We start from the raw sequence: 25,855 nt of genomic DNA on the forward strand, positions 1-25,855 counted from the left end.
TGCGCGGGGATCCGCCTTCTACAATTCGTCGTAGTAAGGCTGCCCTTAGCGTCTGCGGGGCGTCCTGGGCGGTAGGGTTGGGGCGTTCCCCAGGTAAGCTGGCTCGCAGCAGCTGGCCGTGTGTCCGAGAGGTTTTTTCAGGTGCGCTCAAGTCGTCGTCTTCGGTGGGCCTCCGTCCCGGTATCGATCGTGCTCGTCGCGGTTCTCGCGGGATGCACCCACGAGCAGCTCCGCGGCTGGCTGCCCGGTGACGAGAACGGCATCACCAACCACACCGACCGCGTCGTCGGCCTGTGGACCACCTCGTGGATCGTGCTCCTCATCGTGGGCGTCATCACCTGGGGTCTCATCATCTTCGCGGTCGTCGCGTACCGCCGTCGCAAGGGTCAGACCGGCTTGCCGGTGCAGATGCGCTACAACATGCCGATCGAGATCCTCTACACGGTGATCCCGCTCATCCTGGTGCTGGGCTTCTTCGCCTTCACCGCACGCGACCAGGCCGCGATCGAGGAGCCCTACGCCGAGCCCGACGTGCAGATCGAGGTCATCGGCAAGCGCTGGGCCTGGGACTTCAACTACCTCGACGCGAACGGCGAGCCCGACGTGTACGAGTCGAGCCAGCAGGTCTCGCGCGACACCCCGACCGGCGAGATCGACGAGTCGACCATCCCCACGCTGGTGCTGCCGGTCAACCAGACCGTCGAGATCACCATCGAGTCGCGCGACGTCGCGCACTCCTTCTGGATCGTGGACTTCCTCTACAAGAAGGACATGATCCCCGGCAAGAGCAACCACCTGTACTTCGAGCCGCTCAAGGAGGGCACCTACTCCGGCAAGTGCGCCGAGCTCTGCGGCCAGTACCACTCGCTCATGCTCTTCAACGTCGACGTGGTCTCGCAGGACGAGTACCAGGACTACCTGGAGGAGCTGCGCGACGCCGGCCAGACCGGCTCGGTCGGCCTCGAGTACAACCCGAACCAGAACCTCCCCGGCACCGAAGCCGCGCGGACCGAGCACTGAGCGACGCGAGAAGTAGAGGCGATCGACTGATGACCACCACCGCTCCGGCACCCTCCGCGCAGGCCCCCTCGGCCCTGCCGCCGCGGCCCAGCCGCAAGGGCAACATCATCGTGTCCTGGATCACGTCCACGGACCACAAGACGATCGGGTACATGTACCTGATCACCTCGTTCCTGTACTTCTGCCTCGGCGGAGTCATGGCGCTGATCATCCGCGCCCAGCTCTTCGAGCCCGGGCTGCAGGTCGTCGCGACCGAGGAGCAGTACAACCAGCTCTTCACCATGCACGGCACGATCATGCTGCTCATGTTCGCGACGCCGCTCTTCGCGGGCTTCGCCAACGTGCTCATGCCGCTGCAGATCGGCGCCCCCGACGTCGCCTTCCCGCGACTCAACGCGCTGGCCTACTGGTTCTACAGCTTCGGCTCGCTCATCGCGGTCGCCGGCTTCCTCACCCCGCAGGGCGCGGCGTCGTTCGGCTGGTTCGCCTACGCCCCGCTGTCGAACACGACGTTCTCGCCCGGCATCGGCGGGGACCTGTGGGTCGTCGGCCTCGCGCTGAGCGGTTTCGGCACGATCCTCGGTGGCGTCAACTTCATCACCACCATCATCACGATGCGCGCGCCTGGCATGACCATGTGGCGCATGCCGATCTTCACCTGGAACATCCTGGTGACGTCGATCCTCGTGCTCATGGCGTTCCCGGTGCTCGCCGCGGCGATGTTCGGCCTCGCCGCCGACCGTCTCTTCAACGCGCACATCTACAACGTCGAGGCCGGCGGTGTGATCCTGTGGCAGCACCTGTTCTGGTTCTTCGGCCACCCCGAGGTGTACATCATCGCGCTGCCGTTCTTCGGCATCGTGTCGGAGATCTTCCCGGTCTTCAGCCGCAAGCCGATCTTCGGCTACAAGACACTCGTCTACGCGACGATCGCGATCGCCGCCCTCTCCGTCACCGTGTGGGCCCACCACATGTATGTGACCGGATCGGTGCTGCTGCCGTTCTTCTCGCTCATGACGATGCTGATCGCGGTGCCCACCGGCGTGAAGATCTTCAACTGGATCGGCACCATGTGGCGCGGGTCGCTGACCTTCGAGAGCCCGATGCTCTGGTCGATCGGCTTCCTGATCACCTTCACGTTCGGTGGCCTCACCGGCGTCATCCTCGCGTCGCCGCCGCTCGACTTCGCGGTCTCCGACACCTACTTCGTGGTGGCGCACTTCCACTACGTGGTCTTCGGCACCGTCGTGTTCGCCATGTTCGCGGGCTTCTACTTCTGGTGGCCCAAGTGGACCGGCAAGATGCTGGACGACCGCCTCGGCAAGATCCACTTCTGGTGGCTGTTCATCGGCTTCCACATGACGTTCCTCATCCAGCACTGGATCGGCGTCATGAGCATGCCCCGTCGGTACGCGACCTACCTCGAGTCCGACGGCGTGACCTGGATGAACCAGCTCTCGACCGTGGGCTCGATCATCCTGGGCCTCTCGCTCATCCCGTTCTTCCTCAACGTCTACCTGACGGCTCGGAACGCGCCCAAGGTGACCGTGAACGACCCGTGGGGCTACTCGCGGTCGCTCGAGTGGGCCACCTCGTGCCCGCCGCCGCGGCACAACTTCACGTCGATCCCGCGCATCCGCTCGGAGTCGCCGGCCTTCGACCTCAACCACCCCGAGGCGGGCGTGCCGGTCGGCATCGGTCCGGCGAAGGACGCGCCGGACGCGCCGGTCAAGGACATCTCGGACGGAAAGGTCAAGTAAGACCTCATGAAGACGAACATCGGACTCTTCTGGATCCTCGCGGTCTTCTTCGTCCTCGCGGACGCGGCCTACATCGCCTGGAGTCTCATCGACCACGGATCGATCGAGTGGACCGGCACGCTCGGCATCGGCCTCGCGGGTGTGCTGTCGGCCTTCATCGCCTTCTACGTCAACCTCAGCTACAAGGCGCAGGGCGGCGAGCTGCCGGAGGACCGCCTCGACGCGGCGATCGACGACGGCGAGCCTGAGCAGGGCTTCTTCAGCCCGTGGTCGTGGTGGCCCCTGGCCCTCGCCTCGGGTGCTGCGGTCTGCTTCCTCGCCCTCGCGGTCGGCATCTGGCTGCTCTTCATCGGCGTCGCCTTCACGGTGGTCGCCCTGGTCGGATGGACCTACGAGTACCAGCGCGGTAACTTCGGTCACTGATCGATTCCGCGGAGGCCCCGCCCGAGCTTCGGCTCGGTCGGGGCCTCCGCCGTCTCCGCGACCCGCGCGTTGCCCGTTCCGCAGGGGACCCGTCCCGTTCTGACCCGGCCCGCAGACGCCCCGCGCGCACCGGCGGTCAGTCCCCGCTGCGCCGATTGGCGTCGTCCGGTCGGTTCTGCTCTACTGGCAGCATGACGAGCACTGCTGCAGGCGACGGCGCCGAGGCGACCACCATCATCCGCGCGGCCCGTGGCAGTGACGGCGATGCCGTCTTCGCGCTGCTCGCCCAGCTCGGAGCGGAGACAGCCGCCGATCGCGCCGAGTTCGATCACGGCTTCTCCGCCTGCCTCCGATCGCCCGATCCGACGTTCCTGCGCATCCTGGAGCATGAGGGCGTGGTACGCGGCTATGCGCTCACCAGCATCGTGCCGCTGCTCTCCGCCAACGGTACGAGCGCGCAGGTGCAGGAGATCGTGATCGACACCGCCCTGCGCGGGTCCGGACTCGGGCGCCTGCTGCTCGAAGCGGTCGAAGCGGAGTGCCGCGATCGCGGCGTGCGTCAGGTGACGGTCGCGAGCCGCCGTAGCGCCGGCTTCTACGAGCAGCAGGGCTGGGTGCGCAGCGCCGACTTCCTGCGCCTGGAGCTCTGACGGGCCCACAGGCGCTCGCCTGAGCGGGGGAGCGAGCGCGCCACACCCGTGGACGACCAGCGCCTCGTGCTGCGCCGTGACTGCACGTCGACGGACAGCGCTGCACCGCGCCTGCGGTCGACCACGAGGGCGACCGTGCCCCTACGTGTCCCTACCGCTCGCGCTGACGAGGGAAGCCGCGATGGATATCGCGGTGGAGCGGAGGAGAGGACCCGCTCAAGGGCTCGTCGTCCTCGGCTGGCCACCGGACGGCTCACGGTATGACGGGCCCGTCCGTGAACGTACGAAGGCCCCGTCCGTGAACGTACGGCGGCCCCCGTCCGCGAACGTACGGCGGGCCCGGGGGATGAACATCCCGGGCCCGCCGTGTCTCGATCAGGAGCGGCCGATCAGTGGTGGCCGTGCTCCTTGGCGTGCTCGATCTCGCCCTTGGTGGGCGGGACGATCCGGTCCTCGAAGAACCAGCGCGAGAGCGCGGCCCGCGCCCGCTGGGTCGCGGTGATGCGACCCTTGGCGTTCGGACGGATCATGAGCGGCGCGTAGTCGGTGTAGCTGACCAGACGCCAGCGCTCGTACTCGTCGAGCTGCTCGTGCACCTCGATGTAGGCGCCGCCGGGCATGCGCACGATGCGTCCGGACTCGAAGCCGTGCAGGGCGATCTCGCGGTCCTTCTTCTGCAGGCCGAGGCAGATGCGCTTCGTGACGATGTAGGCGATGACCGGACCCACGAAGAGCAGCGCCTGCAGGGTGTGGATCACGCCCTCCATGGTGAGCATGAAGTGGGTCGCCATGATGTCGGAGCTCGCCGCGGCCCACATGACCGCGTAGAACGTGACACCGGCGGCGCCGATCGCAGTGCGGGTCGGTGCGTTGCGCGGGCGGTCCGCGATGTGGTGCTCGCGCTTGTCGCCGGTGATCCACGCCTCGAGGAAGGGGTAGATGGCGACGACCACGAGCAGGCCCACCAGGGCGATCATCGGCACGAGGATGCCGAAGGGCAGCGTGTAGCCGAAGACGTGCACGTCCCAGTTCGGCGGTGCAAGACGCAGCGCGCCGTCCGCGAAACCGATGTACCAGTCGGGCTGGGTTCCGGCGGAGACGGGGGAGGGGTCGTAGGGGCCGTAGTTCCAGATCGGGTTGATCGTGAAGAACGTGGCGATCAGCATGATCACGCCGAAGACGAGGAAGAAGAAGCCGCCGGCCTTCGCCGCGAAGTGCGGGAGGATCGGCACGCCGACGACGTTCTCGTTCGTGCGGCCGGGGCCGGCGAACTGCGTGTGCTTGTTCACGATGAGGAGCACCATGTGCAGCGCCAGCGTGACGATGAGGATCGCCGGCAGCAGCATGATGTGCAGCACGTAGAGGCGCGGGATGACCTCGACGCCGGGGAACTCCCCGCCGAAGAGGAAGTACGAGATCCAGACGCCGACCACGGGCAGGCCCTTGAGCATGCCGTCGATGATGCGCAGACCGTTGCCGGAGAGCAGATCGTCGGGCAGCGAGTAGCCGGTGAAGCCCTCGGCCATGGCGAGCACGAAGAGCACGAAGCCGATGACCCAGTTGATCTCACGCGGCTTGCGGAACGCGCCGGTGAAGAACACGCGCAGCATGTGCAGGCCGATCGAGGCGACGAAGAGCAGCGCAGCCCAGTGGTGCACCTGACGCATCAGCAGACCGCCGCGGACCTCGAAGGAGAGGTCGAGCGAGGAGTGGTACGCGACCGACATGTGGATGCCGGAGAGCGGCATGTACTCGCCGTCGTAGTACACCTCGGTCATCGACGGGTCGAAGAAGAAGGTGAGGAAGGTACCCGAGAGCAGGATGACGACGAAGCTGTAGAGCGCGACCTCGCCGAGCATGAAGGACCAGTGGTCCGGGAAGATCTTGCGGCCGAGCTCCTTGACGGCGCCGGAGATGCTCGTGCGCTCGTCGAGGTAGTTCGCGGCCGCGGCCGTGAAACGGCTGCCGCGCGTCTGCGGGGTGACGGTGGAGGTGCTCAACGCTCGCGCTCCCAGAAGCTCGGGCCGACGGGTTCGGTGAAGTCGCTCTTGGCGACCAGGTAGCCCTCGGCGTCCACCTCGATGGGCAGCTGCGGCAGGGGGCGGGCGGCCGGTCCGAAGATCACCGCCGCGTGGTTGGCGACGTCGAACTGGGACTGGTGGCAGGGGCAGAGCAGGTGGTGCGTGTGCTGCTCGTAGAGCGCGACGGGGCAGCCGACGTGGGTGCAGATCTTGGAGTACGCGACGATACCGTCGTACGACCAGTCCTTGCGGTCCTCGCGCTCGTTGAGCTCAGCGGGGTTGAGACGCATGAGCAGCACGACGGCCTTGGCCTTCGCGTCGAGCACGTGGTCGGCTTCCTCGAGGTTCTCGGGGATCACATGGAAGGCCGAGCCGATGGTGACGTCCGCGGCGCGGATGGGCGTGCCGTCGGGGTCGCGCACGAGACGGATGCCCGCATCCCACATCGTGTGGCGCAGCAGCTCGTGCGGTTCCGCGGCCGGCGCGAGGTCGCGGAAGAGGAAGATCGCCGGAAGCGGCCAGGCTGCGATGGCGCCGAAGAGGGTGTTGCGGATGAGCTTGCGACGGCCGAAGCCGGACTCCTTGTTGGCGTCGTCGAAGATCTTCACGACCTTCGCGCGGACCTCGTCGGTGCCGCGCGTGCCGTGGCGCTGCTCGACGAACTCCTCGCCGCTCATGAGGTTCTTGCCCCACAGGACGACGCCCGTGCCGATCGCGAGCAGCGCGAAGGCCAGACCGATGCCGATCGCCATGTTGTTGTTGCGGATCGTGCCGAAGCCCTCGACGCTGACGTCGATCGGCCAGACGAAGTAGGCGACGATCGCGAAGATGCTCGCGAGGATCGAGAACAGGAAGAGGGCGACCACGCGACGCGACATCTGCCGGTCCTTGCGCGGGTCGAGATCGGTGACCCGCTCGCGGTGCGGCGGCAGACCGGGGTTCTCCACGGCGTCGGAGTTCGCGACCGCGGTGCCGATCGAGACCTCGCGCGGCGTGTGCGCCTCGACGGCCGAGCCCGTGGCTTCGTCGTCGTGCTGTGACATGCTCTTCCCTTTCTCGGAAGCTTGGTGCCGGTGCCTCAGTTCGCCTTCGCGGTCAACCAGACCGTGATGGCGATGACGGCTCCGAGTCCGAAGATCCAGATGAACAGACCCTCGGCGACGGGGCCGAGGCTGCCCAGCTCGAAGCCGCCGGGGCTCGAGTTGTCGTCGACGTAGGTCAGATAGCTGATGATGTCGGCCTTGTCGGCGGGCGAGAGGTTCATGTCGTTGAAGACCGGCATGTTCTGCGGTCCGGTGACCATGGCCTCGTAGATGTGCTCGGGCGCGACGCCGCCGAGCGGCGGGGCGAACTTGCCCTCGGTGAGCGCGCCACCCGCGCCGGCCACGTTGTGGCACATCGCGCAGTTGATGCGGAACAGCTCGGCGCCGTTCGCCGCGTCCGTGTCGCCCTGGAGGTACTCCTCGTCGGGGATGGCCGGGCCGGGCGAGATGGAGGCAACGTAGGCGGCGAGCGCCTTGACCTGCTCATCGGTGAACTGCACGGGCTTGCGCTCGGCCTGGGCGCCGTCGAAGGCCATGGGCATGCGGCCCGTGCCCACCTGGAAGTCGACGGAGGCGGCGCCGACGCCGTGCAGTGACGGGCCCGCCTCGGTGCCCTCGAGTGCTGCGCCGTGGCAGGTGGCGCAGTTCGCGGCGAAGAGCTTCTCGCCCTCGTCGAGGGTCGACTGCGACACGGCGGTCGTCTCGTCGGCGGTCGCGGTCGCACCGAAGGCGGCGTACGCGCCGCCGGTGCTCAGCAGGCCGATCACGATGAGAGCGGCGGCGGCAAGCGGGTGCCGACGGCCGGTCTTCTTCGCGGTGCGGGCTCGGGGGTCTTCGCCATGGCTTCGGTGATCCTCTGGGTGCTTACTTCAGGAAGTAGATGACGATGAACAGGCCGATCCAGACCACGTCGACGAAGTGCCAGTAGTAGGACACGACGATGGCGCTGGTGGCTTCCTTGTGACCGAAGCGCTTCGCCGAGTAGGCGCGGCCGATCACGAGCAGCATCGCGATGAGACCGCCGAGCACGTGGAGGCCGTGGAAGCCGGTCGTGATGTAGAAGGCCGAGCCGTAGGCGTTCGAGCTCAGCGTGACGTGCTCGCTCACGAGCACCGCGTACTCGTAGGTCTGGCCGGCGACGAAGAAGGCTCCGAGCGCGAAGCTCAGGAAGAACCACTCGACCATGCCCCACTGGGTGGGCTTCCAGCCCGTCGCGTGCGGCTGGAGCCGCTCGGCGGCGAACACGCCGAACTGCATCGTGACCGACGAGAGCACGAGCACGACCGTGATCGTGAAGGCCCAGGGCACGTTGAGCAGTCCGGCCTCGCCGGCCCAGAGCTCGGGGGACATCGAGCGCAGCGTGAAGTAGATCGCGAAGAGGCCAGCGAAGAACATGACTTCGCTGCCGAGCCACACGATCGTGCCGACGGCCACGGTATTGGGTCGGTTCACGACGGCGGCCGACCGCTCCAGAGAGGTGCTTGTCACGGGGTCCATTATGCGGGATTTCGCTCTCGGCGTTTACTAAGGCTGCCCTTGCTTCGACGTGATGTCGAACATCTCACGAGGGTGCCGGGGGTCCCATCGCCGCAACGGCGGGGGAGGCGCGCTCGGGAAGTCGTCGGAACGGATTCGCGTGAGCGGCGCGTCGCGGCGCCGGAGAGGCCTCCGGGGCGTCGCTAGGGTGATCGCATGAGCACCGAGCACAGCTGGTCCGGCATCCTGGGCGCCCTCCTCGAAGGGCGCGACCTGAGCATCGCCGAGGCCACCTGGTGCATGGAGCAGGTCATGCTCGGCGCGGCCAGCCCGTCGCAGCTCGCCGGGTTCCTGGTCGCGCTGCGTGCGAAGGGGGAGACGGTCGACGAGATCGTCGGGTTCCGGGACGCGATCCTCGCGCACGCCGTGCCGCTGCCCCTGCCGAGCATGGCGGTCGACATCGTCGGCACGGGCGGCGACCAGGTCGGCACGGTCAACGTGTCGACGATGGCCGCAGTGGTCATCGCCGCGGCCGGGGTGCCCGTCGTGAAGCACGGCAACCGCGCTGCGAGCAGCCGATCCGGCAGTTCGGACGTGCTCGCCGCGCTCGGCGTCGACCTCGACCTCGAGCCGGAGCAGGTGGCGGCGAACCTCGAGAGGGTCGGCATCACCTTCGCCTTCGCGGCCAAGTTCCACCCCGGATTCCGCCACGCGGCCGTGACCCGTGGGGAGCTCGGCATCCCGACCGTCTTCAACTTCCTCGGCCCGCTGGTCAACCCGGTGCGCCCGGAGGCGAGCGCGGTCGGCGTCTCCTCGCTGGAGAAGGTGCCGCTCGTGGTCGGCGTGTTCCGCACGCGCGGTGCCACGGCGCTCGTCTTCCGCGGCGACGACGGGCTCGACGAGCTGACGACCACCGGGCACAGCCACATCTGGGAGGTCAGCCGCGGCTCCGTCACCGAGCACGACCTGGACCCTCGCGACCTCGGCATCGCCCTGGCGGCCATCGAGGACCTGCTCGGCGGGGACGCGCAGGAGAACGCGCGCATCGCCCGCGAGACGCTCGCCGGCGCATCCGGTCCCGTGCGCGACATCGTGCTGCTGAACGCCGCGGCCGGCCTCGTCGCCTTCCGGCTCGCCGAGGATCCGGCGCAGGCCGACCGGCCGCTGCTCGATCGGCTGCGCGAGCAGCTCGCGGTCGCCGCGGCGACGATCGACTCCGGCGCCGCGATCGCGAAGCTCGACCAGTGGATCGGCGGCTGACGCCCGCTACTGGAAGTCGCGGGACCGGGTGCGGACGCCCACGTCGAGAGTCTCGAAGCGGTCGGCCACCAGGTTGATCACGCCCTCCGGACTGCGCTCGAGGATGCCGCGCACGATGAGCGCAGGACTGCCGCGAGCGATCGTGCGGTACCGGCCCCAGACGCCCACGCTGCAGATGACGTTGAGCATGCCCGTCTCGTCCTCGATGTTCATGAAGGTCATGCCGCCCGCGGTCGCCGGGCGCTGGCGGTGCGTGACCACGCCGCCGACCTCGATCCGGCGGCCGGACTCGGCTGTGGCGAGCGCTGCGACGTCCAGGGCCCCGCGACGGCGCAGACGCGTGCGCAGATGCTGCACGGGATGCCCGTCGGGCGTGATCCCGGTCGCCCAGAGATCGAACGCCGTCTGCTCCGCGCCGCTCGGCGCGGGCAGCAGCGGCAGCTGCACGGACACCGCGGTGTGCGGCAGCTGCTCCGGCCGTTCGCGCGCGGCACGACCCGCCTCCCAGATCCCCTCGCGCGCCCCGACGCCGAGGCTCTCGAGCGCGCCCGCGCCGGCGAGGCCCTCGATCTGCGCGCTCGTGAGCCGCGCGCGGCGCGCCAGGTCGTGCAGGTCCCGGAAGGGGCCGTCCTGCTCGCGGGCGTCCACGATCCGCTGGGCGGATTGCTCGCTCATGCCGGAGACGTCCGCGAGGCCGAGGCGCACCGCATGGCGTCCGTCGCGGCGGTGGGACGGGAGCGCGGCGGTGCTCGCACGGTCGAAGCGCTCGGGCACGGGCGGCTGGGCGCGCTCGGCGCATCCGCTCAGCCCGGTCGGTCCGTCGCCCTCCTCGATGCGCTCGAGGCCCGGCTGGGCGGCGGAGCGCTGCACGTCGGGCCGCAGGGTGCGCACCCCGTGGCGGCGTGCATCCGCCGTCAGCGTCTGGCTCGAGTAGAAGCCCATCGGCTGCGAGCGCAGCAGGGCGGCGAGGAAGGCGGCCGGGTAGTGCAGCTTGAGCCAGCTGCTCGCGTAGACGAGCAGGCCGAAGCTCAGGCTGTGGCTCTCGGCGAAGCCGAAGTCGGCGAACGCCTGGATCTTGTCGTAGATCGCGTTCGAGGTCTCCTCGTCGAGGCCGTTCTCGGCCATGCCCGCGTAGAGCTTGCTCTTGAGGGTGTCGATGCGCTCGCGGCCCCGCTTCGAGCCCATCGCGCGGCGCAGCTGGTCGGCGTCCTCGGCGGAGCAGTTGCCGATGGCGACGGCCATCTGCATGAGCTGCTCCTGGAAGATCGGCACCCCGCAGGTCTTCTCGAGCACGGGGATGAGCTTCGGATGCGTGTACTCGATCGTCTCCTGCCCCAGCTTGCGGCGGATGTAGGGGTGGATCGCGCCGCCCTGGATCGGCCCGGGCCGGATGAGGGCGATCTCGATGACGAGGTCGTAGAACCTGCGCGGCTGCAGGCGGGGGAGCGTGCCCATCTGGGCACGGCTCTCCACCTGGAAGACGCCGATCGAGTCGGCGGTCGCGAGCATGTCGTAGACCGCGGGCTCCTCCTTCGGCAGGGTGTCGAGGGTCCACCGCTCGTCGAGGTGCTCGGCGACGAGCTCGAAGCAGTGGTTGAGCGCCGAGAGCATGCCGAGGCCGAGCAGGTCGAACTTGACCAGGCCCATGTAGGCGCAGTCGTCCTTGTCCCACTGCAGCACGGTGCGGTCGGCCATCCGCGCCTTCTCGATCGGCACGACCTCGCCGACGGGGCGGTCGGTGAGCACCATGCCGCCGGAGTGGATGCCGAGGTGACGCGGGGACTTCAGCAGCTCGTCCGCGAGCTCGAGCACCGGCAGCGGCACGCCGGTCTCGGCTGCGGGCAGCGGTCCGTAGGCCTCCACGTTCTTCGACCAGGCGTCCTGCTGGCCGGGGCTGAAGCCGAGCGCCTTCGCGATGTCGCGCACGGCGTTGCGCGGCCGGTAGGTGATGACGTTCGCGACCTGGGCGGCGTTGCGGCGGCCGTAGCGCTCGTAGACGTACTGGATCGCCTCCTCGCGACGGCTCGAGTCGAAGTCGACGTCGATGTCGGGCTCCTCGTCGCGCAGGCTCGAGAGGAAGCGCTCGAAGGGCAGCTGGAAGAGGAAGGCGTCGACCGCGGTGATGCTCAGCACGTAGCAGACGACGCTCGAGGCGGCCGAGCCGCGGCCCTGGCAGAGGATGCCGCGATCGCGCGCGAAGCGCACGATGTCCTCGACGATGAGGAAGTAGCCGGGGAAGTCCTTCGCCTCGATCACGTCGAGCTCGCTCGCGACCCGGGCCTCGATCGCCGCGTAGGTCTCGGCGTCGACGTGGGCGTACTTGGCGGGCAGCCGCTCGGCGACGAGCGCGCGCAGCCAGCTCATCGGCGTGTGGCCCTCCGGCACGTCGAGCTTCGGCAGGCCCGGCGAGGCCTTCTTGAGCGGGAAGGCCAGCCGCTCGGCGAGCTCGACAGTGCGCTCGACGGCGCCGGGGTAGCGGATGAAGCGGGCGGCCATCTCCTCGCCGGAGCGCAGGTGCGCCCCCGCCGTCGCCGGCAGCCAGCCGTCGAGATCGTCGAGGCTGCGCCGCGCCCGCACCGCCGCGAGGGCCTCGGCGAGCCGGTGCCCCTCGGGGCGCGCGAAGTGGGCGTTGCCGGCGGCGATGGTCGACAGCCCCCGCGCCGCGGCGAGGGCGGCGAGGGCGTCGTTGCGCGGGTCGTCCAGCGGGTCGCCGTGGGCGGTGAGCTCCACGACCACGTGCTCGGTGCCGAAGAGGGCGACCAGCTCGTCGAGCGCGATGCCCGCGGCCTCGCGGCCGGCCGCATCCGCTGCTCCGAGCGCCCGCCGCACCCGTCCCTTGCGGCAGCCGGTGAGCGCCACGACGCTGCCGCGCACGCGCTCGGCCAGCGCCTCGACGTCGTAGACGGGACGACCCTTCTCGGCGCCGTCGGCGAGCTGCGCGTCGGTGATCGCGCCGGCGAGCGCGTGGTAGCCCTCGGCGCCGCGGGCCAGCAGCAGCAGATGCTCGCCCTCGGGATCGGCGACGCCCTGCTGCGGGGCGGCGAGCCCGATCGAGAGCTCGGCGCCGTAGACGGTCGCGAGTCCGTGCGCCTCGGCCGCCTCGGCGAAGCGCGCGGCGCCGTAGAAGCCGTCGTGATCGGTGATCGCGAGCGCGGTGAGGCCCAGCCGCACGGCCTCCTCGACGAGCTGCTCGGGCGAGCTCGAGCCGTCGAGGAAGCTGTAGCTCGAGTGCGCGTGCAGCTCGGCGTAGGGCACGGTGCCGACGGGGCGCTCGACCTCGGGGGCGTCGTAGTGCGCGCGCTTGCGTGAGAAGGCGGGGCCGTCGCCGCCATCGCGGCCGGTGAAGCCCGAGGGGTGCTCCACCGCGATCTCGGTGGCGGCGTCGATGCCGCTGGGCCGCGGGCGCGCCGACGAGCGGATGCGGTCGGAGCGGTCGCTGCGTGTGCCGTGCGCGGAGGGGGTCGGCGGCGGCTGCCCGCCCGCGGCGCCCGTCGCGTCGTGCTCACCGGGCGCGGAGGGTCGGCGGGTGGCCGAGAGCCGGCGCTCGATCTCCGACCAGGGCTGCGGCGGGTTCCTGAAGGCCATGGAGTCTGCCTCCTCGATGCATCGCGGATGCGGCTGCCCGCATCCGCCTCCACTATCGAATGCATGTTCGAGTTGCGCAAGTCGACTGCGGAAGCCGGCCTGGACCTACGCCTCCCCTCGGTCGGTCGGTCGCGGCCCGGGCCTCGAACTCGCGCTGCACCTGGTCGAAGAACTCCGTCTTGCCGAGCGTGTAGTCGTCGTAGTCGGCTCGTCCGACCTGCTGGGCGCTGAGCGCGCGCTTGACGGCTTCGTAGCGTTCGCGAGCGCTCGGCTCGGCCCGCAGCCAATCGCGGAACCAGACCGTGTAGAGACCCCACGGCGAATCCGAGCGCCTGACGTGCAGGATCGCCTGCTCCTCCTCATGCCAGAACAGCAGCTTCTCCCACACCGCGGGATCGGCCTCGATCGAGCCTCGCGGCAGGTCGCGGTCCACGCCGGGGGAGTCGGGACGGGAGCCGCGGGCCCGCACGTAGCCGAGCGGTTCGAGCCTCTCGACGAGGGCGGCCTCGTCGGGGAGCGGCGCGATGCGCAGCTGGAGATCGATGAACGGCTTGGCCGCGAGACCGGGCACGGAGGTCGAGCCGATGTGGTCGAGCGCGGCGTCGGCGGCGCCTTCCACGTCATCGAGCGCATGCCTCAGGCGGGCGAGCAGCCATGATGCCTGCGGGGCCCATTCGGCCCGATGCTCGACCAGGGCGGCGGGATTCGTCTCGTCGGTCACGAGCGGACGCTACCGACCTCTCGGCGCTGCGGCAACGGCCGGCCTGCGCGCCGCGCGCATCCGCTCGCGCGCATCCGCTCGTCGCAGGCGATGACTCAGCACCGTCGCGACAACTCAGCGCGCCCGACGGTGCTGAGTCGTCGCCTCGGCGCTGAGTTGCGCGGGGCGGCGGGCGCGCTCGACGCGGTCGCCGCCTGGTGGGCCGCGCGGGGCTGAGCAGGAGCCGCCCGCCTAGGATCGCGGCATGCCCATCGTGGACCTCGCCATCTACGCCGACGGTCACCGCACGGCTGACCCCACGAGCCTCGACGAGGCCTTCGAGCTGGCCGGCGAGCGCGGCGGCTTCGCCTGGATCGCGCTCGACGACCCCACTTCCGAAGAACTGCACGCCGTCGCCACGGAGTTCGGTGTGGATGAGCCCTTCGTCGGCCACGCGCTCGCGCCGCACCACCGTTCGGGTCTGGAGCGCCTCGGCGACGCGCTGCACCTCGTGCTGCGACCCGCCCGCTACGACGACGCGGCCGAGGCGGTGCGCTTCGACGAGCTGCACGTGCTGCTGCGCGACGATCTCGTGGTCACCGTGCGGCACGGCGACGCCCCCGACATCGCGGCGGTGCGGAACCGGCTCGAGGCGCATCCGGAGTGGCTCGCCAATGGCGCCACCCGCGTGCTCGGCGCGCTGCTCGCCCAGGTGGTGGAGGACTACGCGCCCGTCGTCGCCGGCCTCGAGCAGGACATCGACGAGATCGAGGAGCAGCTCTTCGGTGGCGACGAGCACGTGTCGCGGCGCAGCTACGAGCTGCTGCGGGAGGTGATCCGGTTCCAGAAGTCCGTGCATCCGCTCGCCGACATCGTCGACGCGCTCGCCGAGCGGGCGCAGGAGGAGGGGACGGCGGATGCGGTGCGCCGCGCCCTGCACGCCGTCGGCGGGCGGGTGCGCCGGGTCTCGGAGCGGGCGGATGCGTTCAGCACGCTGCTGCAGAACGCCCTGACCGTGCACTCGACACTGGTGAGCCAGCGCCAGAACGAGCAGATGGAGCAGCTCAGCGAGGCGAGCGTGCGCCAGGCCGAGCAGTCGAAGCGGATCTCGGCGTGGGCGGCGATCCTCTTCGCCCCGACGATGATCGCGGCGGTCTACGGCATGAACTTCCGCGTCATGCCCGAGCTGCACTGGGTGTGGGGCTACCCGGCGGCGCTCGGGGCGATGCTCGGGGTCGGGGTGCTGTTCTGGGTGGTCTTCAAGCGGCGCAAGTGGCTCTGAGCTGCCAAGCGGTGCTGGGCGGTCAAATGGCGCTGGGCCGTCAGTCGTAGCGCCCCTCGGCCCGCCAGCGGCCCTCCTCGAGCAGCAGCAGCCAGGCGGTGCCGTCGGCCTCGACGAGCTGCAGCCGCTGCGCGGCGCGGTGGCGCGCCGGGTCCCACCAGCGCTGCTGCAACGGCCAGGGGCCGGCCCAGGCGCGCACGTCGCTCGTCGCGCGGCGCTCGGCGGGGGCGAAGAGCGAGGGCGGCGCGCTGAGCGCCCCGCGCTCGTCGACCCGCACGGGCTCGCCGGTCTCGTCGAGCAGCAGCACCGGCGGCGGCTCGGCGAAGACCGTGGCCGGCGTGGGGCCGGGCAGCGAGCCCGGCCAGGGGGCGCCCGGGGCGGCGCCCGCGGGGCGGATCCCCGAATCCTCCGCCTCGCCCCAGGGCACCAGCACGCGGCGCTCGTCGAGCAGCCGTCCGCCGCCGACCGCCGCGGTGACGACGGCCTCGTGGCCGAGCAGGCTCTGCACCCTGCTGAGGGCGGAGTGTACGCGCTCCTCGGGCGCACCGCCCCAAAGCCCCTGCTCGTGGTTGCCGAGCTCGTCGGCCTCGTCGGGCACGAGCCGCACGCCCGTGATCGGCGCACCGAGCTGCTCCCCGCCGCGCATGGCCCCCTGCAGCTGCCAGCGCAGCCGGTCGACGACATCGCCCGGCGAGAACCAGCGCGGGTGCAGCCAGGCGCGCTCGCTGCGCCCACCGGCCTCGTCGTCGATCACCACGCGCAGGCTGGTGCACGCGAGCCCGGCGCCGCGCAGGCCGGCGATGAAGCGCTCGGCCGGCTGCCGGGCGGCGAAGGCGAGCTGGTCGACCCGGTCGAGCGGAGGCTCGAAGGCGAGGGCCACCTCGAGCTCGGGCGGCGGCACCCGCGGCTGCACGGCGCGAGGGTCGCGCCCCGCCGCGAGCGCGTGCGCCCGCGCCCCGGCCTCACCGAAGCGGTCGCGCACCGCCGCGGCCTCGAGCGCGGCGAAGCCGCCCAGGGTGCGCACCCCGAGTCGGCGCAGCAGCGCGGCGAGCTCCTCGTCGCCGAGCGCCGACACCGGGAGTCCTGCGAGGAAGGCGGCGCCCTCGCCGGGCGGCACGGCGAGCACGCCGCCGGCCTCGGCCGCCCGCGCCGCCTGCTCGGCGGTGTACGGCCCCTCGGCGATGCCGAGGCGGGCGCCGGGCACTGCCACGGCCCGCAGCAGCTCAGCCCCGGCCGCAGCCTCGCCGCCGTAGAACCGGGTGGGTCCGCGGGCGCGCAGCGCGCAGAGCCCGGGCCGGATGGCCTGCACGCCGGGCATGACCGCCTCAATGCGGTCGAGCACCGGCTCGAAGGCGCGGTGGTCGGCGCCCGGGTCGTAGGGCAGCGGGCGCAGCGCCGGGCAGCGCGACTGCGCATCGCGCAGCCGCTGCCCGCGGCGCACGCCCTCCGCGCGGGCGGCGGGGGAGCAGGCGAGCACGACGCCCTTCTCGATGAGCGCGAGCGGATGCGCGGGGTCGTGCCCCGCATCCGCCACCGCCGCGAGCACGGGCCAGTCGGGCACCCACAGCAGCATCGTGCGGACCGGCTCGGCGGCCGGTGCGCGACCGCTGCGGGCCGCGGGTGCCCGATCCCACGGTGACGGGCCGGGGCTCATGGCGGGCCTCCGGAGGGGTTCGTCGCGCGCATCCGCCGGGACCCGCGGGGCGGATCGAGGCGCGTCGCCCGTGCTCCGAGAGGGCTCATGACACCGCCGCCGTCCGATGCTCGACGCCCGCAGTCGGCAGCGCGGCGGGCTCGCGAGCCGCCGCAGCGACGTCCGCGCCCAGATCGTCGAGGGTCGCCGTAGAAGCCGTCGCCCCCGCGCCGGGCAGCACGATCGTGGCGCGCTGCATCCGCCCGCCGCGCGAGGCGGTCTCGACGCGCAGCTCGCGCCGCTGCAGCAGGCCGTGGCCGGTGCCGAGCCCCGACCAGCGCGCCCCGGCCACGCGCAGCACCGCCTCGCTGCCGGGCCAGGCGCCGAGCGCCACGAGGCTCGCGCCCCGCTCGCGCAGGCGGGCGGCGAGGCGGCCGAGCGCCGCATCCGCTGCCGCACTCGAGGAGGCCGCCGCGCCGCCGGGGTGCACGAGCACCAGATCGAGGGCGTCGGCCACCGCGGCCGTCACCCGCAGCCACTGCTCGCCGGGTCGCGGCACGAGCACGAGCCGGCGCAGGTCGATGCCCAGGGCTGCCGCGGCCTCGGGCGCCAGATCGGGCAGCCCGACCGCGCCGCACCAAAGCCCCGCCCGGCTCGCCTCGGCGAGCATCGCCAGCCCCAGCGAGAGCGTGCCGGCCGCGCCGGGCTCGGGCAGCGAGTAGACCGACCCGGCTCGCAGGGCGCCGCCGGGCAGCGCGGGGGCGATCGCCGCCGCGGTCGGCAGGGCGGCGCGGTCGTCGATGCGGGTGCGCTGCATGGCGCTGATGCGCGACTGCAGCTCGCGCACGGCGCCGTCGCGCTCGGCGGCGTCGCGCGGGGCGCGCGGCACGGCGCGCAGGCTCGAGCGAGCCGGCGCCGGAACCTCGGGTGCCGGTCCGGCTGGCAGATGCTGCGCGGCGGCGTTCACCTCGTCATGCTCGAACATGTGTTCGATTAAGTCAACAGCCACCGACATCGCCGGTCGGACGCGGGAACCTCGGCTGACGAGAGGCTCGGATCGCCCTACGATCCTGATCATGGAGCACGGGGACGCGGCTGAGGCCTTCGCCGACGCGGTGCTGCGCGGGCCGCGCGGACGGCGTCTCTGCGCGGCGATCCTCACCAACCGGAGCCTCGAGCTCTGGGAGCAGATCGCCCGTGCCGGCTTCGAGCCCGGCGATGCGGGCCTGCTGCGACAGCTCGTCGACTCGCTCGACGCGACCGAGGTGGTCACCACCTCGTACGAGGAGAGCCCGCGCGCCTTCCTGCCCGCGCTGCGCGAGGCCGTGCGCTGGGCCACCTACTGGCAGCAGCCCGACGCCGAGGACCGCCTGCTGGCCGGTCCGGAGGTGCTGACGGCCCTGCATCCGGTCGCCCGCGCGCTCGGCGACTCACCCGCCGCCGCATGGTGGTCCGCCCCGATCGACCGGGCGACGCAGCACCACGTGGCGTTCGTGGAGCACAGCCACGCCGCACCGCCCGAGCTCGGACGCAGCGCCGCCGCGATCGCGCAGTGGCGGGCCGGCCTCGACGCCGAGCAGGCCCGCGCCGACCTGCGCTCGGCCGACCCGCGCTCCGCCTGGAGCGGCGAGTGGTGGTCTGCGCCGACCGGTCTGGTGGCCACGACCCGCGGCTTCGACGGCTTCGGCGCGGTCGGGCTGCAGCTCGTCGAGGACGAGATCGAATGGCTCGACGCCTGCCTGCAGCGCCTGCGCCCGCGCGACGATGCGCGCGTGCTCGAGCTCGCCGGCCCCGAGGACTGGATCGACCTGGTGGGCCGCTACCCGCTCGAGGTCACCGCCAGCCGCCGGCACGACTGGTGGCGCGCCACCGGCGGCGAGGAGCGCTGGCTGCTGCCCGACTGGGCGCGTGTCGCCGAGGAGTGGGACGGCGTGCACCTGAGCGTCACCGCCTATCTCGCGACCGCCGGCCGGCGTCTCGCCGTCGGCGGCGGCTCGGAGACGGTGCTCGCAGGCTGGGACCCCGACACGACCCACTGGCTCGCCGATGTGCTCGAACCGGTGGGCGAGGCGGAGCACTGGCACCGCGACGGCGACGAGGACGGCGAGGGCGCCGGCTGGACGCCCGTGCCCGTCTTGGAGCGGGACGAGTCCGGCGACTGAGGGCCCATCCGCGCACCGGACGCCTGGAAGCGCCCCGCCAGCGCAGCTTCCGCCCCGCCGCGTCCCCTAGCGTGGACGGGTCCGACGGAAGGGACCCGATGACCGCCACCACCGAGCGCCCCTGGCTCTCGTCCTACGCCGACGGCGTGCCCACCGACATCGAGCCGGTGACCGGCTCGCTCGTCGACCTGCTCGACGACGCGGTGCGCGCGCACAAGCGCCGCGTCGCCCTCGAGTTCTTCGGGCGCACGACCACCTACGCCGAGCTCGGCGAGCAGGTGGAGCGCGCCGCCCGGGGGCTGCAGCGCCTCGGCGTCGAGGCCGGCGACCGGGTGGCGATCATCCTGCCGAACTGCCCGCAGCACGTGGTCGCGTTCTACGCGGTGCTGCGCCTGGGCGCGATCGTCGTGGAGCACAATCCGCTCTACACGCCACGGGAGCTGCGGCACCAGTTCGAGGACCACGGAGCGAAGGTGGCGATCGCGTGGGACAAGGTCTACGACTCGCTCGACGAGTTCCCCGAGGACGTCGCACCCGAGCACATCGTGGCCGTCGACCTCACCGAGGCCATGCCGCTCGGCACCCGTCTCGCGCTCAAGCTGCCGGTGCCGCGCGCCCGGGAGGCGCGCGAGCGCATCACCGCGGCGCCGAGCGCCCGCAAGGTCTTCCCGTGGAGGAAGCTCGTCGACGAGCGGCGCCTGTCGAAGCGGCACCCGCGACCGGTCGTCGGCGACACGGCCGCGCTGCAGTACACGAGCGGCACCACCGGCAGCCCCAAGGGCGCCGTGCTGAGCCACGGCAACCTGCGGGCGAACGCCGCGCAGGGGCGCGCCTGGGTGCCCGGGCTGCGCGTGGGGCAGGAGGTGTTCTACGGGGTGCTGCCCCTCTTCCACGCCTACGGCCTGACCCTGAACCTCACTTTCGCCCTGAGCATCGGTGCGCGCCTCGTGCTCTTCCCGACCTTCGACCTCGACCTCGTCGTCGCGGCCGCGAAGAAGTCGCCGCCGACCTTCCTGCCGGCCGTGCCGCCGATCTACGACGCCCTCGCGCGGGCGGCGGAGCGCGGCAGGGTCGACGTCTCGCGCATCCGCTTCGCCATCTCGGGTGCCATGGCGCTGCCCGTGGCGACGGTCGAGCGCTGGGAGGCGGCGACCGGAGGCCTGCTCGTCGAGGGCTACGGCATGACCGAGACCTCGCCGGTGGCGCTCGGCAACCCGATCGGCCCGACGCGGCGGCCGGGCACGGTCGGTGTGCCGTTCCCGTCGACGGAGGCGCGCGTGGTCGACCCCGACGATCCCTCGGTCGACCGGCCGATCGGCGAGGCCGGCGAGCTGCTGCTGCGCGGCCCGCAGGTGTTCCAGGGGTACTGGCGACGACCGGATGAGACGGCCGAGACCCTGCTGCCCGACGGCTGGGTGCGCACGGGCGACCTCGTGGTGATGGAGGCGGACGGCTTCGTGACCGTCGTGGATCGCAAGAAGGAACTCATCATCACGGGCGGCTTCAACGTGGCGCCGAGCGAGGTGGAGGACGTGCTGCGCCGCCATCCGGCGGTGGCGGATGCGGCCGTCGTCGGCCTGCCGCGATCGAGCGGCGGCGAGGAGGTCGCCGCCGCGGTCGTGCTGCGCGAGGAGGACGGCGCGACGCCGGAGGAGATCCGCGAGTTCAGCCGCGACCTGCTCGCCGCCTACAAGGTGCCGCGCCGCGTCATCGTCGTCGACGAGCTGCCGCGCTCGCTCATCGGCAAGGTGCTGCGTCGCGAGGTGCGCGACCGCCTGCAGGCGGCGCTCGGCAAGTAGCGTCGCCCGGGTCCGTGCGGTTTCGAGGGGTGGCGGCACCGGCTCACCCCAGGCGCGCTGCGATCGTCGGGATGAGGATCGGGGCGTCGACCGCGGCGTGGAGCAGCATGCAGGCGACGAGGTTGCGGCGCCAGAGGTAGAGGGCGTAGATGGCGAGGGTCCCGCTGCCGTGGAGCAGCAGCCACATGGGCCCGAACACCACGAGATGCGGCACCACGAAGAACGGCATCGTCGCGGCGACGGCCACCCAGCGCCTGCCCGTGAGCTCGATGAGCCGTTCGAGCGGATAGCCGCGGAACAGCAGCTCCTCGAAGACCGCCGCGCTGACGATCAACGCGACGACCATCAGGACGGGGAGCGCCGCGATCGATGCGGTGCCGGAGTCCTGCGCGTCCTGAGGCCAGAGGAGGCTCGCGAGCCAGCTCCACGCCATCGCCGCACCGAAGAGGATCAGGGCCCATTCGAGGTCCTTGCCCGACGGGCGGACGAGCCGCACGGACGATAGCCCTCGCCGCTCCACGAGCACCATCCAGGCGAGGAGCAGCGCGGCCGCCAGCGCGTTCCAGATGATCGCACCGGATGGACCCGGGAATCCGATGTCCGCCAGGGTCTCCCGCGCGTCCCAGCCGACGAGCCGCGCCGCGGGCGGCAGCCACAGGGGAGTCCAGGCGAGCGCGATGCCCAGCAGCGCGATCGCCCACCGGGCGGCGTGAGGGCGAGACGGAGCTGCCTTGGTCGAGACGTGACCGGAGTCGTTCATCGCGCTAGCGTAGCCGCTCTAGAGTGTCCGCTCTAGTGCTGCGCTCGAGCCTCTGCGGCGGTTACCGTGATGCCATGGCTGCTCGACGCGACACTCGCCCGTACGAGGAACGTCGGAGCGCGATCCTCGAGAGTGCGGCCGCGGAGTTCGCCGCCTCGGGATTCACCGCCGCGACGATGGCGTCGATCCATCGTCGAGCGGGCATCTCCTCCGGAACGCTCTTCCACTACTTCCCGACCAAGATCGATCTGCTGCTCGGCGTCCTCGACGCGGGCAGGCGCGACACCGAGCGCACGCTGCAGGCCATCGAGGCCGAGGCGGCCGGTGCCGCGGCCATCCTCCGGTACGCCTCGCATGTCGAGACCGAGATCACCGACGCGATCTACCCCGGGCTCGTGCGCGCCGTCGCCGATGTCGAGCGCCTGCCGCAGGTGGCGGAGGCCCTGGCCGTCGAGACCGCGCTGATCGACGCGTTCATCCGCCGGCATCTTCCCCAGGACCCGGAGCACAGCGGGACGGCGGCGCCTGACGCGAGTGCTGCACGCGCCATCCGCTGGATGCTCGACGGCGCGTCCACGGACGCGCTCGTGGAGCCGGTGCCTGCCGGCTCGCTCGAACGATCGGTCGCCCGCTTCCTCGACGGCGGACCCCCGCGAGGTGCTCCGGCGGAGGGAGCTCCACGGCGTGCGGGGCATCCTCAGGCCGGAGCGCCCGCCGCCAGGAGCCGGAGGTAGGCGCTGAGCTCGGCGAGGCCCGCCGGCTTGGCGGGCAGGAAGTCGGCGAGGTCGGGGGAGTGCACGAGGTGCGCGGCCCACTGCGCGCGCGAGATGGCCACGTTGAGCCGGTTCGCCATGAGCAGGAAGCCGATGCCCCGGGGCACCTCGGCGTCGCTGGAGGCGGTCATGCTGAGGATCGCGATCGGCGCCTCGCGGCCCTGGAAGAGATCGACGGTGCCGACGGGCACCTCGCCGAGGCCGGCCGCGGCGAGCCGCTCGCGCAGCAGGTGCACCTGGGCGTTGTAGGGCGCGACGACGATCAGGTCGCCCTGCTCGATCGGCCGCGGCTCGGCCGTCAAGGAGGCACGCCAGGCGCGTCCCAGCGCATCCCGGGCGATCGCGACCACCCGGTCGGCCTCCTCGACGCTCGCGACGTCGTTGCCGTGATGCTCGACGGCGTGCACGTGCAGTCCGGGGGCGACCCCCTCGAGCATCCGCTGGCTCGCCTCGGGTTCGCGGGAGTGCAGCGCGCCGTCGTAGGAGAGGTCCGACACGGGCGCGGCGACGGCCGGATGCATGCGCCAGCTCTCGGCGAGGAAGTAGCCGCGCTCGGCCGGGATGACGTGGTGCCCCTCCTGCAGCCAGGCGAGGGCCGACTCGTCGACGGGCTCCGGATGCGAGCCCTGGCTCACCTGCGGCAGCTGCTGCGGATCGCCGAGCAGCAGCAGGTTGCGCGCGGAGACCCCCGCGGCGATGGTCGCCGCCAGCGAGAACTGCCCGGCCTCGTCGACGACGAGGAGGTCGAGCTGCCCGCGCCCCACGCGGCCGGTGTTCGCGAAGTCCCAGGCGGTGCCGCCGAGCACGGCACCGCCGACACGGGCGAGATGCTCCGGCACGGCCCGCTCGCCGAGCGGTGTCCACGGCGCGTCCTCCGCATCCTGCGGACGCCCCCGCTTGCCGATGGCCTCGCGGGGCACCCCGGCGCGCGAGACACCGGCGAGTACGTTCTCGACGGCGGCGTGGCTCTGCGCGACGACACCGACGGTCCAGCCGTGGTCGCGCACCAGGCGGGCGATCACGCGCGAGCCGACGTAGGTCTTGCCGGTGCCGGGCGGGCCCTGCACCGCGAGGTAGGAGTCGTCGAGGTCGAGCAGCGAGTCGAGGATCGCGGCGGCCGTGTCGCCCTCCGCCACCGGGGTGAGCGGCGCGCCCGAGCGGCGGCGGGGCGCGCGGCGCACGAGCAGGTCGGTGACGGCGTCGCACGGCAGCGGATCGGCGCCCACGAGGGTGCCGGCCCATTCGGCGATCGCGGCGACCAGCGCATCCGTCTTCGGCGGGGTGGCGGGGGTGAGCGCGGCGGGCAGGTCGTCGTAGTGCTCGGCTCCGGCCGCCAGGGTCTCGACGAGCTCCATGACCCCGTCGTCGACCGCCTGCACCGTGACCGCTCGCGACGGCCGGGTCGTGGGCGGCAGCGGACGTCCGAGCTGCGGCCCTGGAGCGTCGTAGAGCGCGAAGGGCTGGCCGCCGGGCGCGATGCGGCTGCCCGGGGCGAGCTGGCCGCTGACCCGCAGGATGCGGCGGTCGCTGCGCTGGCGGCCTTCGCGATGCCAGTCGCGTACGACCTCGGCACGTTCGATGACGAGCACGTCGCGGGTGTCGGCCCACTCCTCGATCGGCTGTTCGAGCCGCGCGAAGTGATCCCACCAGTACTGCTTCTGCTCGCGGTCGTAGTAGTCCACCGCGGCACCCGCGAGGGCGAGTGCCGTCTGCTCCGGCGTGCGGTCGGCCGGGGCGACGTGCTCGAGGCCGGCGGTGAGGCGCGCGGCCAACCGGCTGCGCTCCTCGCGCGCCATCTGGGCGGCGCTGGGCAGCGGCTCCTCCACGTCGAGCGGCGCCGACCAGGGGACGACCCCAGCCTCGGCCGCGCGCTCCAGGAGCCAGTCGCGCAGCCGCAGCGTCGAGCGGCAGTCGTAGGCGTTGTAGTCGGCGATCTCGGCGAGCAGGTCCGCGGCCTCCTGCGCGCGCCCCGTGTCGCGCAGCTCGCGCCAGTGCGCGTAGGCGTCGACGGAGCCCGCCCCGGTGGTGACCTCGCTCGTGCGCAGGTCGTCGCCCATGTAGAGCGGTTCGAGCTTCTTGAGGCTGGAGGAGGGCGACGACACGCGGACGCTGCGACCGACGACCGTGTACAGGTCGACGAGCACCTCCTCGCGCAGCAGGGTGTCGACGAACGCCTCGCCCACGCCGTGACGGGCGGCCAGCGAGGCGAGATGCGTGCGCTCGTAGGCGGCGTAGTGGTAGACGTGCATGCCGGGATGCGCGGCTCGCCGCTCGGCGAGGTAGTCGAGGAAGTCGATGAGCGCCTGCCGCTCCTCGGCGTGGTCGTGCGCCCAGAACGCGCGGAACCGCGGCGCCGCGCCGTCGACCGGCGCCTCGACGAGGCCGAAGAGGTAGTCGAGGCCCCAGTCGTCCCGGCCGCCCTCGGCGTAGAGCGGGTCGCCCTCGAAGTCGAAGAACACGTCGCCCGCGTCCGGGGCAGGGATCGCCGCCAGCGCGGCCGGGTCGTGCACGACGTGGTGCAATCGGCCGTCCCGCTCCGCGGCCAGCTGCAGCCGAGCCTGCTCGCGCAGCCGGTGCAGCGTGCCCGCAGCGATCCCCGGGACGGCACCGTGCGAGGCCGCGAGGGCGTCGATCGTGCGGATGCCGGCCTCCAGCAGCCGGCCGCGCTGCGACACGCGGGAGCCGCCGACGAGGAGGACGTCGCGGTGCCGTTCGAGCTCGGCGGTGCACGGCGCGCAGCGGAAGCAGGCGGTGAAGCGGGGGTCGCCCCACGCCAACGGTCCGCCGTCCGCGACGTGCGCGTCGACGATGGCCTCGAGCCGCTCGCGTCGGCGCAGGTAGACCGGCAGCACGTCGTCGAGCGGGTGCGCCACGGCGCTGCCGTCGCCGAGGAGCAGGTGCACCTGCGCGCCGAGCGGCACCCCGGCATCGAGCAGCTGCTGCGAGTAGGCGGCGACCTGCAGCAGGGCGGTGACCTTGGCCGATCGGGCCAGTTTGGTGTCCGCGACCTCGTAGCGGGCGGGGCCTGCGGCGGTCGACGGGACCCGGAGGATGAAATCGGCGAAGCCGATGAAGCGCTCGTCGGAGAAGGTGGCCTGGAAGACGACGTCGGCGCCGTCGCGCATCGCCGCGAGCCCCTGCTCTCGGCGGGCGGCCACGTCGTCGGCATCGAGCACGTCCGGCCGGGCGATCTCGGCCACGCCGCCGGGCGCGCCCGGGACGTGCGCTCCGAAGCGGCGCCGGTAGCCCTCCAGCACCCGCTCCTCGTGTTCGTCGCCCAGGCCGGCCGCACGGACGAGCATCGGGTCGTCCACCACCTCGAGCGCCTCGCTGCGGCCGAGCTTCGCGTCGAGGGCGCGGAGGAAGGCGAACTCGCAGGCGGAGGCGGTGGACAGGTCGGTCGCGCTCGTGACGACCGAGCCCCCGCGGATGAACATGCGTTCAGCGTAGGGGCGGCCGCCGACACCGGACGGTCTCGACCCGTGCCGGACCCCCGCCGCCCTAGGCT

18 protein-coding genes and 1 pseudogene are annotated in these 25,855 nt (G+C 72.0%); 9 read left to right on the top strand and 10 right to left on the bottom strand.

The window, feature by feature from the left end:
- Window positions 1-141 precede the first annotated feature (141 nt).
- The 4 genes from ctaC to QQK26_RS02845 all read left to right on the top strand — a co-directional run bounded on the left by ctaC (window position 142) and on the right by QQK26_RS02845 (window position 3,853).
- Window positions 142-1,020 carry an aa3-type cytochrome oxidase subunit II gene (ctaC, locus tag QQK26_RS02830; protein ID WP_284229849.1) on the top strand — a complete coding sequence of 293 codons (879 nt, stop codon included), beginning with the start codon at window positions 142-144 and terminating at the stop codon, window positions 1,018-1,020.
- Between the two features lie 29 nt (window positions 1,021-1,049).
- Window positions 1,050-2,780, top strand: coding sequence for an aa3-type cytochrome oxidase subunit I (gene ctaD / locus QQK26_RS02835; RefSeq protein WP_284229851.1), 1,731 nt, complete (start codon window positions 1,050-1,052; stop codon window positions 2,778-2,780).
- A gap of 6 nt (window positions 2,781-2,786) precedes the next feature.
- Entirely contained in the window at window positions 2,787-3,203 is a 417-nt protein-coding gene (locus QQK26_RS02840; protein WP_284229853.1) for a cytochrome c oxidase subunit 4, read from the top strand.
- A gap of 191 nt (window positions 3,204-3,394) precedes the next feature.
- Window positions 3,395-3,853, top strand: coding sequence for a GNAT family N-acetyltransferase (locus QQK26_RS02845; protein WP_284229855.1), 459 nt, complete (start codon window positions 3,395-3,397; stop codon window positions 3,851-3,853).
- A gap of 389 nt (window positions 3,854-4,242) precedes the next feature.
- Here QQK26_RS02845 and qcrB read toward each other — a convergent pair whose 3' ends face one another.
- The 4 genes and pseudogenes from qcrB to ctaE form a co-directional block, all read right to left on the bottom strand.
- Window positions 4,243-5,853: a cytochrome bc1 complex cytochrome b subunit gene (gene qcrB / locus QQK26_RS02850; protein WP_284229857.1), complete on the bottom strand. Its 1,611-nt coding sequence runs from the start codon at window positions 5,851-5,853 to the stop codon at window positions 4,243-4,245.
- Window positions 5,850-6,917 carry a cytochrome bc1 complex Rieske iron-sulfur subunit gene (gene qcrA / locus QQK26_RS02855; RefSeq protein WP_284229859.1) on the bottom strand — a complete coding sequence of 356 codons (1,068 nt, stop codon included), beginning with the start codon at window positions 6,915-6,917 and terminating at the stop codon, window positions 5,850-5,852. The genes qcrB and qcrA overlap by 4 nt, the downstream gene beginning before the upstream one ends.
- A 35-nt stretch (window positions 6,918-6,952) precedes the next feature.
- Window positions 6,953-7,735 (bottom strand): annotated as a pseudogene (gene qcrC / locus QQK26_RS02860) (cytochrome bc1 complex diheme cytochrome c subunit); the annotation flags it as partial.
- Window positions 7,736-7,781: 46 nt separating this feature from the next.
- Complete coding sequence (gene ctaE, locus QQK26_RS02865) at window positions 7,782-8,414, bottom strand: aa3-type cytochrome oxidase subunit III (protein ID WP_284229862.1); 633 nt, start codon at window positions 8,412-8,414, stop codon at window positions 7,782-7,784.
- A 195-nt stretch (window positions 8,415-8,609) separates the two neighbouring features.
- On the opposite strand from ctaE, the gene trpD reads away from it, so the two are divergent.
- The gene (gene trpD / locus QQK26_RS02870; RefSeq protein WP_284229864.1) at window positions 8,610-9,653 is read left to right on the top strand and encodes an anthranilate phosphoribosyltransferase; all 1,044 of its coding nucleotides are present in this window, start codon (window positions 8,610-8,612) and stop codon (window positions 9,651-9,653) included.
- Between the two features lie 6 nt (window positions 9,654-9,659).
- Here the strand turns inward: trpD and QQK26_RS02875 are convergent, their stop codons facing one another.
- Together QQK26_RS02875 and QQK26_RS02880 are read right to left on the bottom strand one after the other, a co-directional pair.
- The gene (locus tag QQK26_RS02875; RefSeq protein ID WP_284229866.1) at window positions 9,660-13,238 is read right to left on the bottom strand and encodes an error-prone DNA polymerase; all 3,579 of its coding nucleotides are present in this window, start codon (window positions 13,236-13,238) and stop codon (window positions 9,660-9,662) included.
- A 52-nt stretch (window positions 13,239-13,290) separates the two neighbouring features.
- On the bottom strand, window positions 13,291-13,959 hold the full coding sequence (locus tag QQK26_RS02880; RefSeq protein WP_284229867.1) for a GrpB family protein: 669 nt from the start codon (window positions 13,957-13,959) through the stop codon (window positions 13,291-13,293).
- A 244-nt stretch (window positions 13,960-14,203) separates the two neighbouring features.
- On the opposite strand from QQK26_RS02880, the gene QQK26_RS02885 reads away from it, so the two are divergent.
- Complete coding sequence (locus tag QQK26_RS02885; protein WP_284229869.1) at window positions 14,204-15,220, top strand: magnesium and cobalt transport protein CorA; 1,017 nt, start codon at window positions 14,204-14,206, stop codon at window positions 15,218-15,220.
- Window positions 15,221-15,260: 40 nt separating this feature from the next.
- Here QQK26_RS02885 and QQK26_RS02890 read toward each other — a convergent pair whose 3' ends face one another.
- Complete coding sequence (locus QQK26_RS02890; RefSeq protein ID WP_284229871.1) at window positions 15,261-16,874, bottom strand: DNA polymerase Y family protein; 1,614 nt, start codon at window positions 16,872-16,874, stop codon at window positions 15,261-15,263.
- Between the two features lie 85 nt (window positions 16,875-16,959).
- Complete coding sequence (locus QQK26_RS02895; protein ID WP_284229872.1) at window positions 16,960-17,838, bottom strand: hypothetical protein; 879 nt, start codon at window positions 17,836-17,838, stop codon at window positions 16,960-16,962.
- A 91-nt stretch (window positions 17,839-17,929) separates the two neighbouring features.
- On the opposite strand from QQK26_RS02895, the gene QQK26_RS02900 reads away from it, so the two are divergent.
- Complete coding sequence (locus QQK26_RS02900) at window positions 17,930-19,015, top strand: hypothetical protein (RefSeq protein ID WP_284229874.1); 1,086 nt, start codon at window positions 17,930-17,932, stop codon at window positions 19,013-19,015.
- A gap of 98 nt (window positions 19,016-19,113) precedes the next feature.
- The gene (locus QQK26_RS02905; protein WP_284229876.1) at window positions 19,114-20,814 is read left to right on the top strand and encodes a long-chain-fatty-acid--CoA ligase; all 1,701 of its coding nucleotides are present in this window, start codon (window positions 19,114-19,116) and stop codon (window positions 20,812-20,814) included.
- 43 nt (window positions 20,815-20,857) lie between these two features.
- On the opposite strand, the gene QQK26_RS02910 is transcribed toward QQK26_RS02905, so the two are convergent.
- Window positions 20,858-21,574 carry a CPBP family intramembrane glutamic endopeptidase gene (locus tag QQK26_RS02910; RefSeq protein ID WP_284229878.1) on the bottom strand — a complete coding sequence of 239 codons (717 nt, stop codon included), beginning with the start codon at window positions 21,572-21,574 and terminating at the stop codon, window positions 20,858-20,860.
- Window positions 21,575-21,648: 74 nt separating this feature from the next.
- Here QQK26_RS02910 and QQK26_RS02915 point away from each other — a divergent pair, with 74 nt between their 5' ends.
- Window positions 21,649-22,308 (top strand): TetR/AcrR family transcriptional regulator, encoded by a 660-nt coding sequence (locus QQK26_RS02915; RefSeq protein WP_284229880.1) that lies wholly within the window; start codon window positions 21,649-21,651, stop codon window positions 22,306-22,308.
- Here the strand turns inward: QQK26_RS02915 and QQK26_RS02920 are convergent.
- Window positions 22,272-25,784, bottom strand: a complete 3,513-nt coding sequence (locus QQK26_RS02920; RefSeq protein WP_284229882.1) for a TM0106 family RecB-like putative nuclease — start codon at window positions 25,782-25,784, stop codon at window positions 22,272-22,274. The two genes, QQK26_RS02915 and QQK26_RS02920, sit on opposite strands and share 37 nt — an antisense overlap.
- Between the last annotated feature and the right edge of the window lie 71 nt (window positions 25,785-25,855).

Origin of the sequence: Arenivirga flava (assembly GCF_030161575.1) — a bacterium.
Taxonomy (GTDB): domain Bacteria; phylum Actinomycetota; class Actinomycetes; order Actinomycetales; family Microbacteriaceae; genus Arenivirga; species Arenivirga flava.

What these genes read in the sequence shown, in the direction of transcription:
- QQK26_RS02840 (WP_284229853.1), top strand. Translation starts at nt 2,787, where the DNA reads ATGAAGACGAACATCGGACTCTTCTGGATCCTCGCGGTCTTCTTCGTC.
- QQK26_RS02875 (WP_284229866.1), bottom strand. Translation starts at nt 13,238, where the DNA reads ATGGCCTTCAGGAACCCGCCGCAGCCCTGGTCGGAGATCGAGCGCCGG.
- QQK26_RS02915 (WP_284229880.1), top strand. Translation starts at nt 21,649, where the DNA reads ATGGCTGCTCGACGCGACACTCGCCCGTACGAGGAACGTCGGAGCGCG.
- QQK26_RS02905 (WP_284229876.1), top strand. Translation starts at nt 19,114, where the DNA reads ATGACCGCCACCACCGAGCGCCCCTGGCTCTCGTCCTACGCCGACGGC.
- QQK26_RS02845 (WP_284229855.1), top strand. Translation starts at nt 3,395, where the DNA reads ATGACGAGCACTGCTGCAGGCGACGGCGCCGAGGCGACCACCATCATC.
- trpD (WP_284229864.1), top strand. Translation starts at nt 8,610, where the DNA reads ATGAGCACCGAGCACAGCTGGTCCGGCATCCTGGGCGCCCTCCTCGAA.
- ctaE (WP_284229862.1), bottom strand. Translation starts at nt 8,414, where the DNA reads ATGGACCCCGTGACAAGCACCTCTCTGGAGCGGTCGGCCGCCGTCGTG.
- QQK26_RS02895 (WP_284229872.1), bottom strand. Translation starts at nt 17,838, where the DNA reads ATGTTCGAGCATGACGAGGTGAACGCCGCCGCGCAGCATCTGCCAGCC.
- QQK26_RS02910 (WP_284229878.1), bottom strand. Translation starts at nt 21,574, where the DNA reads ATGAACGACTCCGGTCACGTCTCGACCAAGGCAGCTCCGTCTCGCCCT.
- QQK26_RS02920 (WP_284229882.1), bottom strand. Translation starts at nt 25,784, where the DNA reads ATGTTCATCCGCGGGGGCTCGGTCGTCACGAGCGCGACCGACCTGTCC.
- QQK26_RS02900 (WP_284229874.1), top strand. Translation starts at nt 17,930, where the DNA reads ATGGAGCACGGGGACGCGGCTGAGGCCTTCGCCGACGCGGTGCTGCGC.
- qcrA (WP_284229859.1), bottom strand. Translation starts at nt 6,917, where the DNA reads ATGTCACAGCACGACGACGAAGCCACGGGCTCGGCCGTCGAGGCGCAC.
- ctaD (WP_284229851.1), top strand. Translation starts at nt 1,050, where the DNA reads ATGACCACCACCGCTCCGGCACCCTCCGCGCAGGCCCCCTCGGCCCTG.
- QQK26_RS02890 (WP_284229871.1), bottom strand. Translation starts at nt 16,874, where the DNA reads ATGAGCCCCGGCCCGTCACCGTGGGATCGGGCACCCGCGGCCCGCAGC.
- QQK26_RS02885 (WP_284229869.1), top strand. Translation starts at nt 14,204, where the DNA reads ATGCCCATCGTGGACCTCGCCATCTACGCCGACGGTCACCGCACGGCT.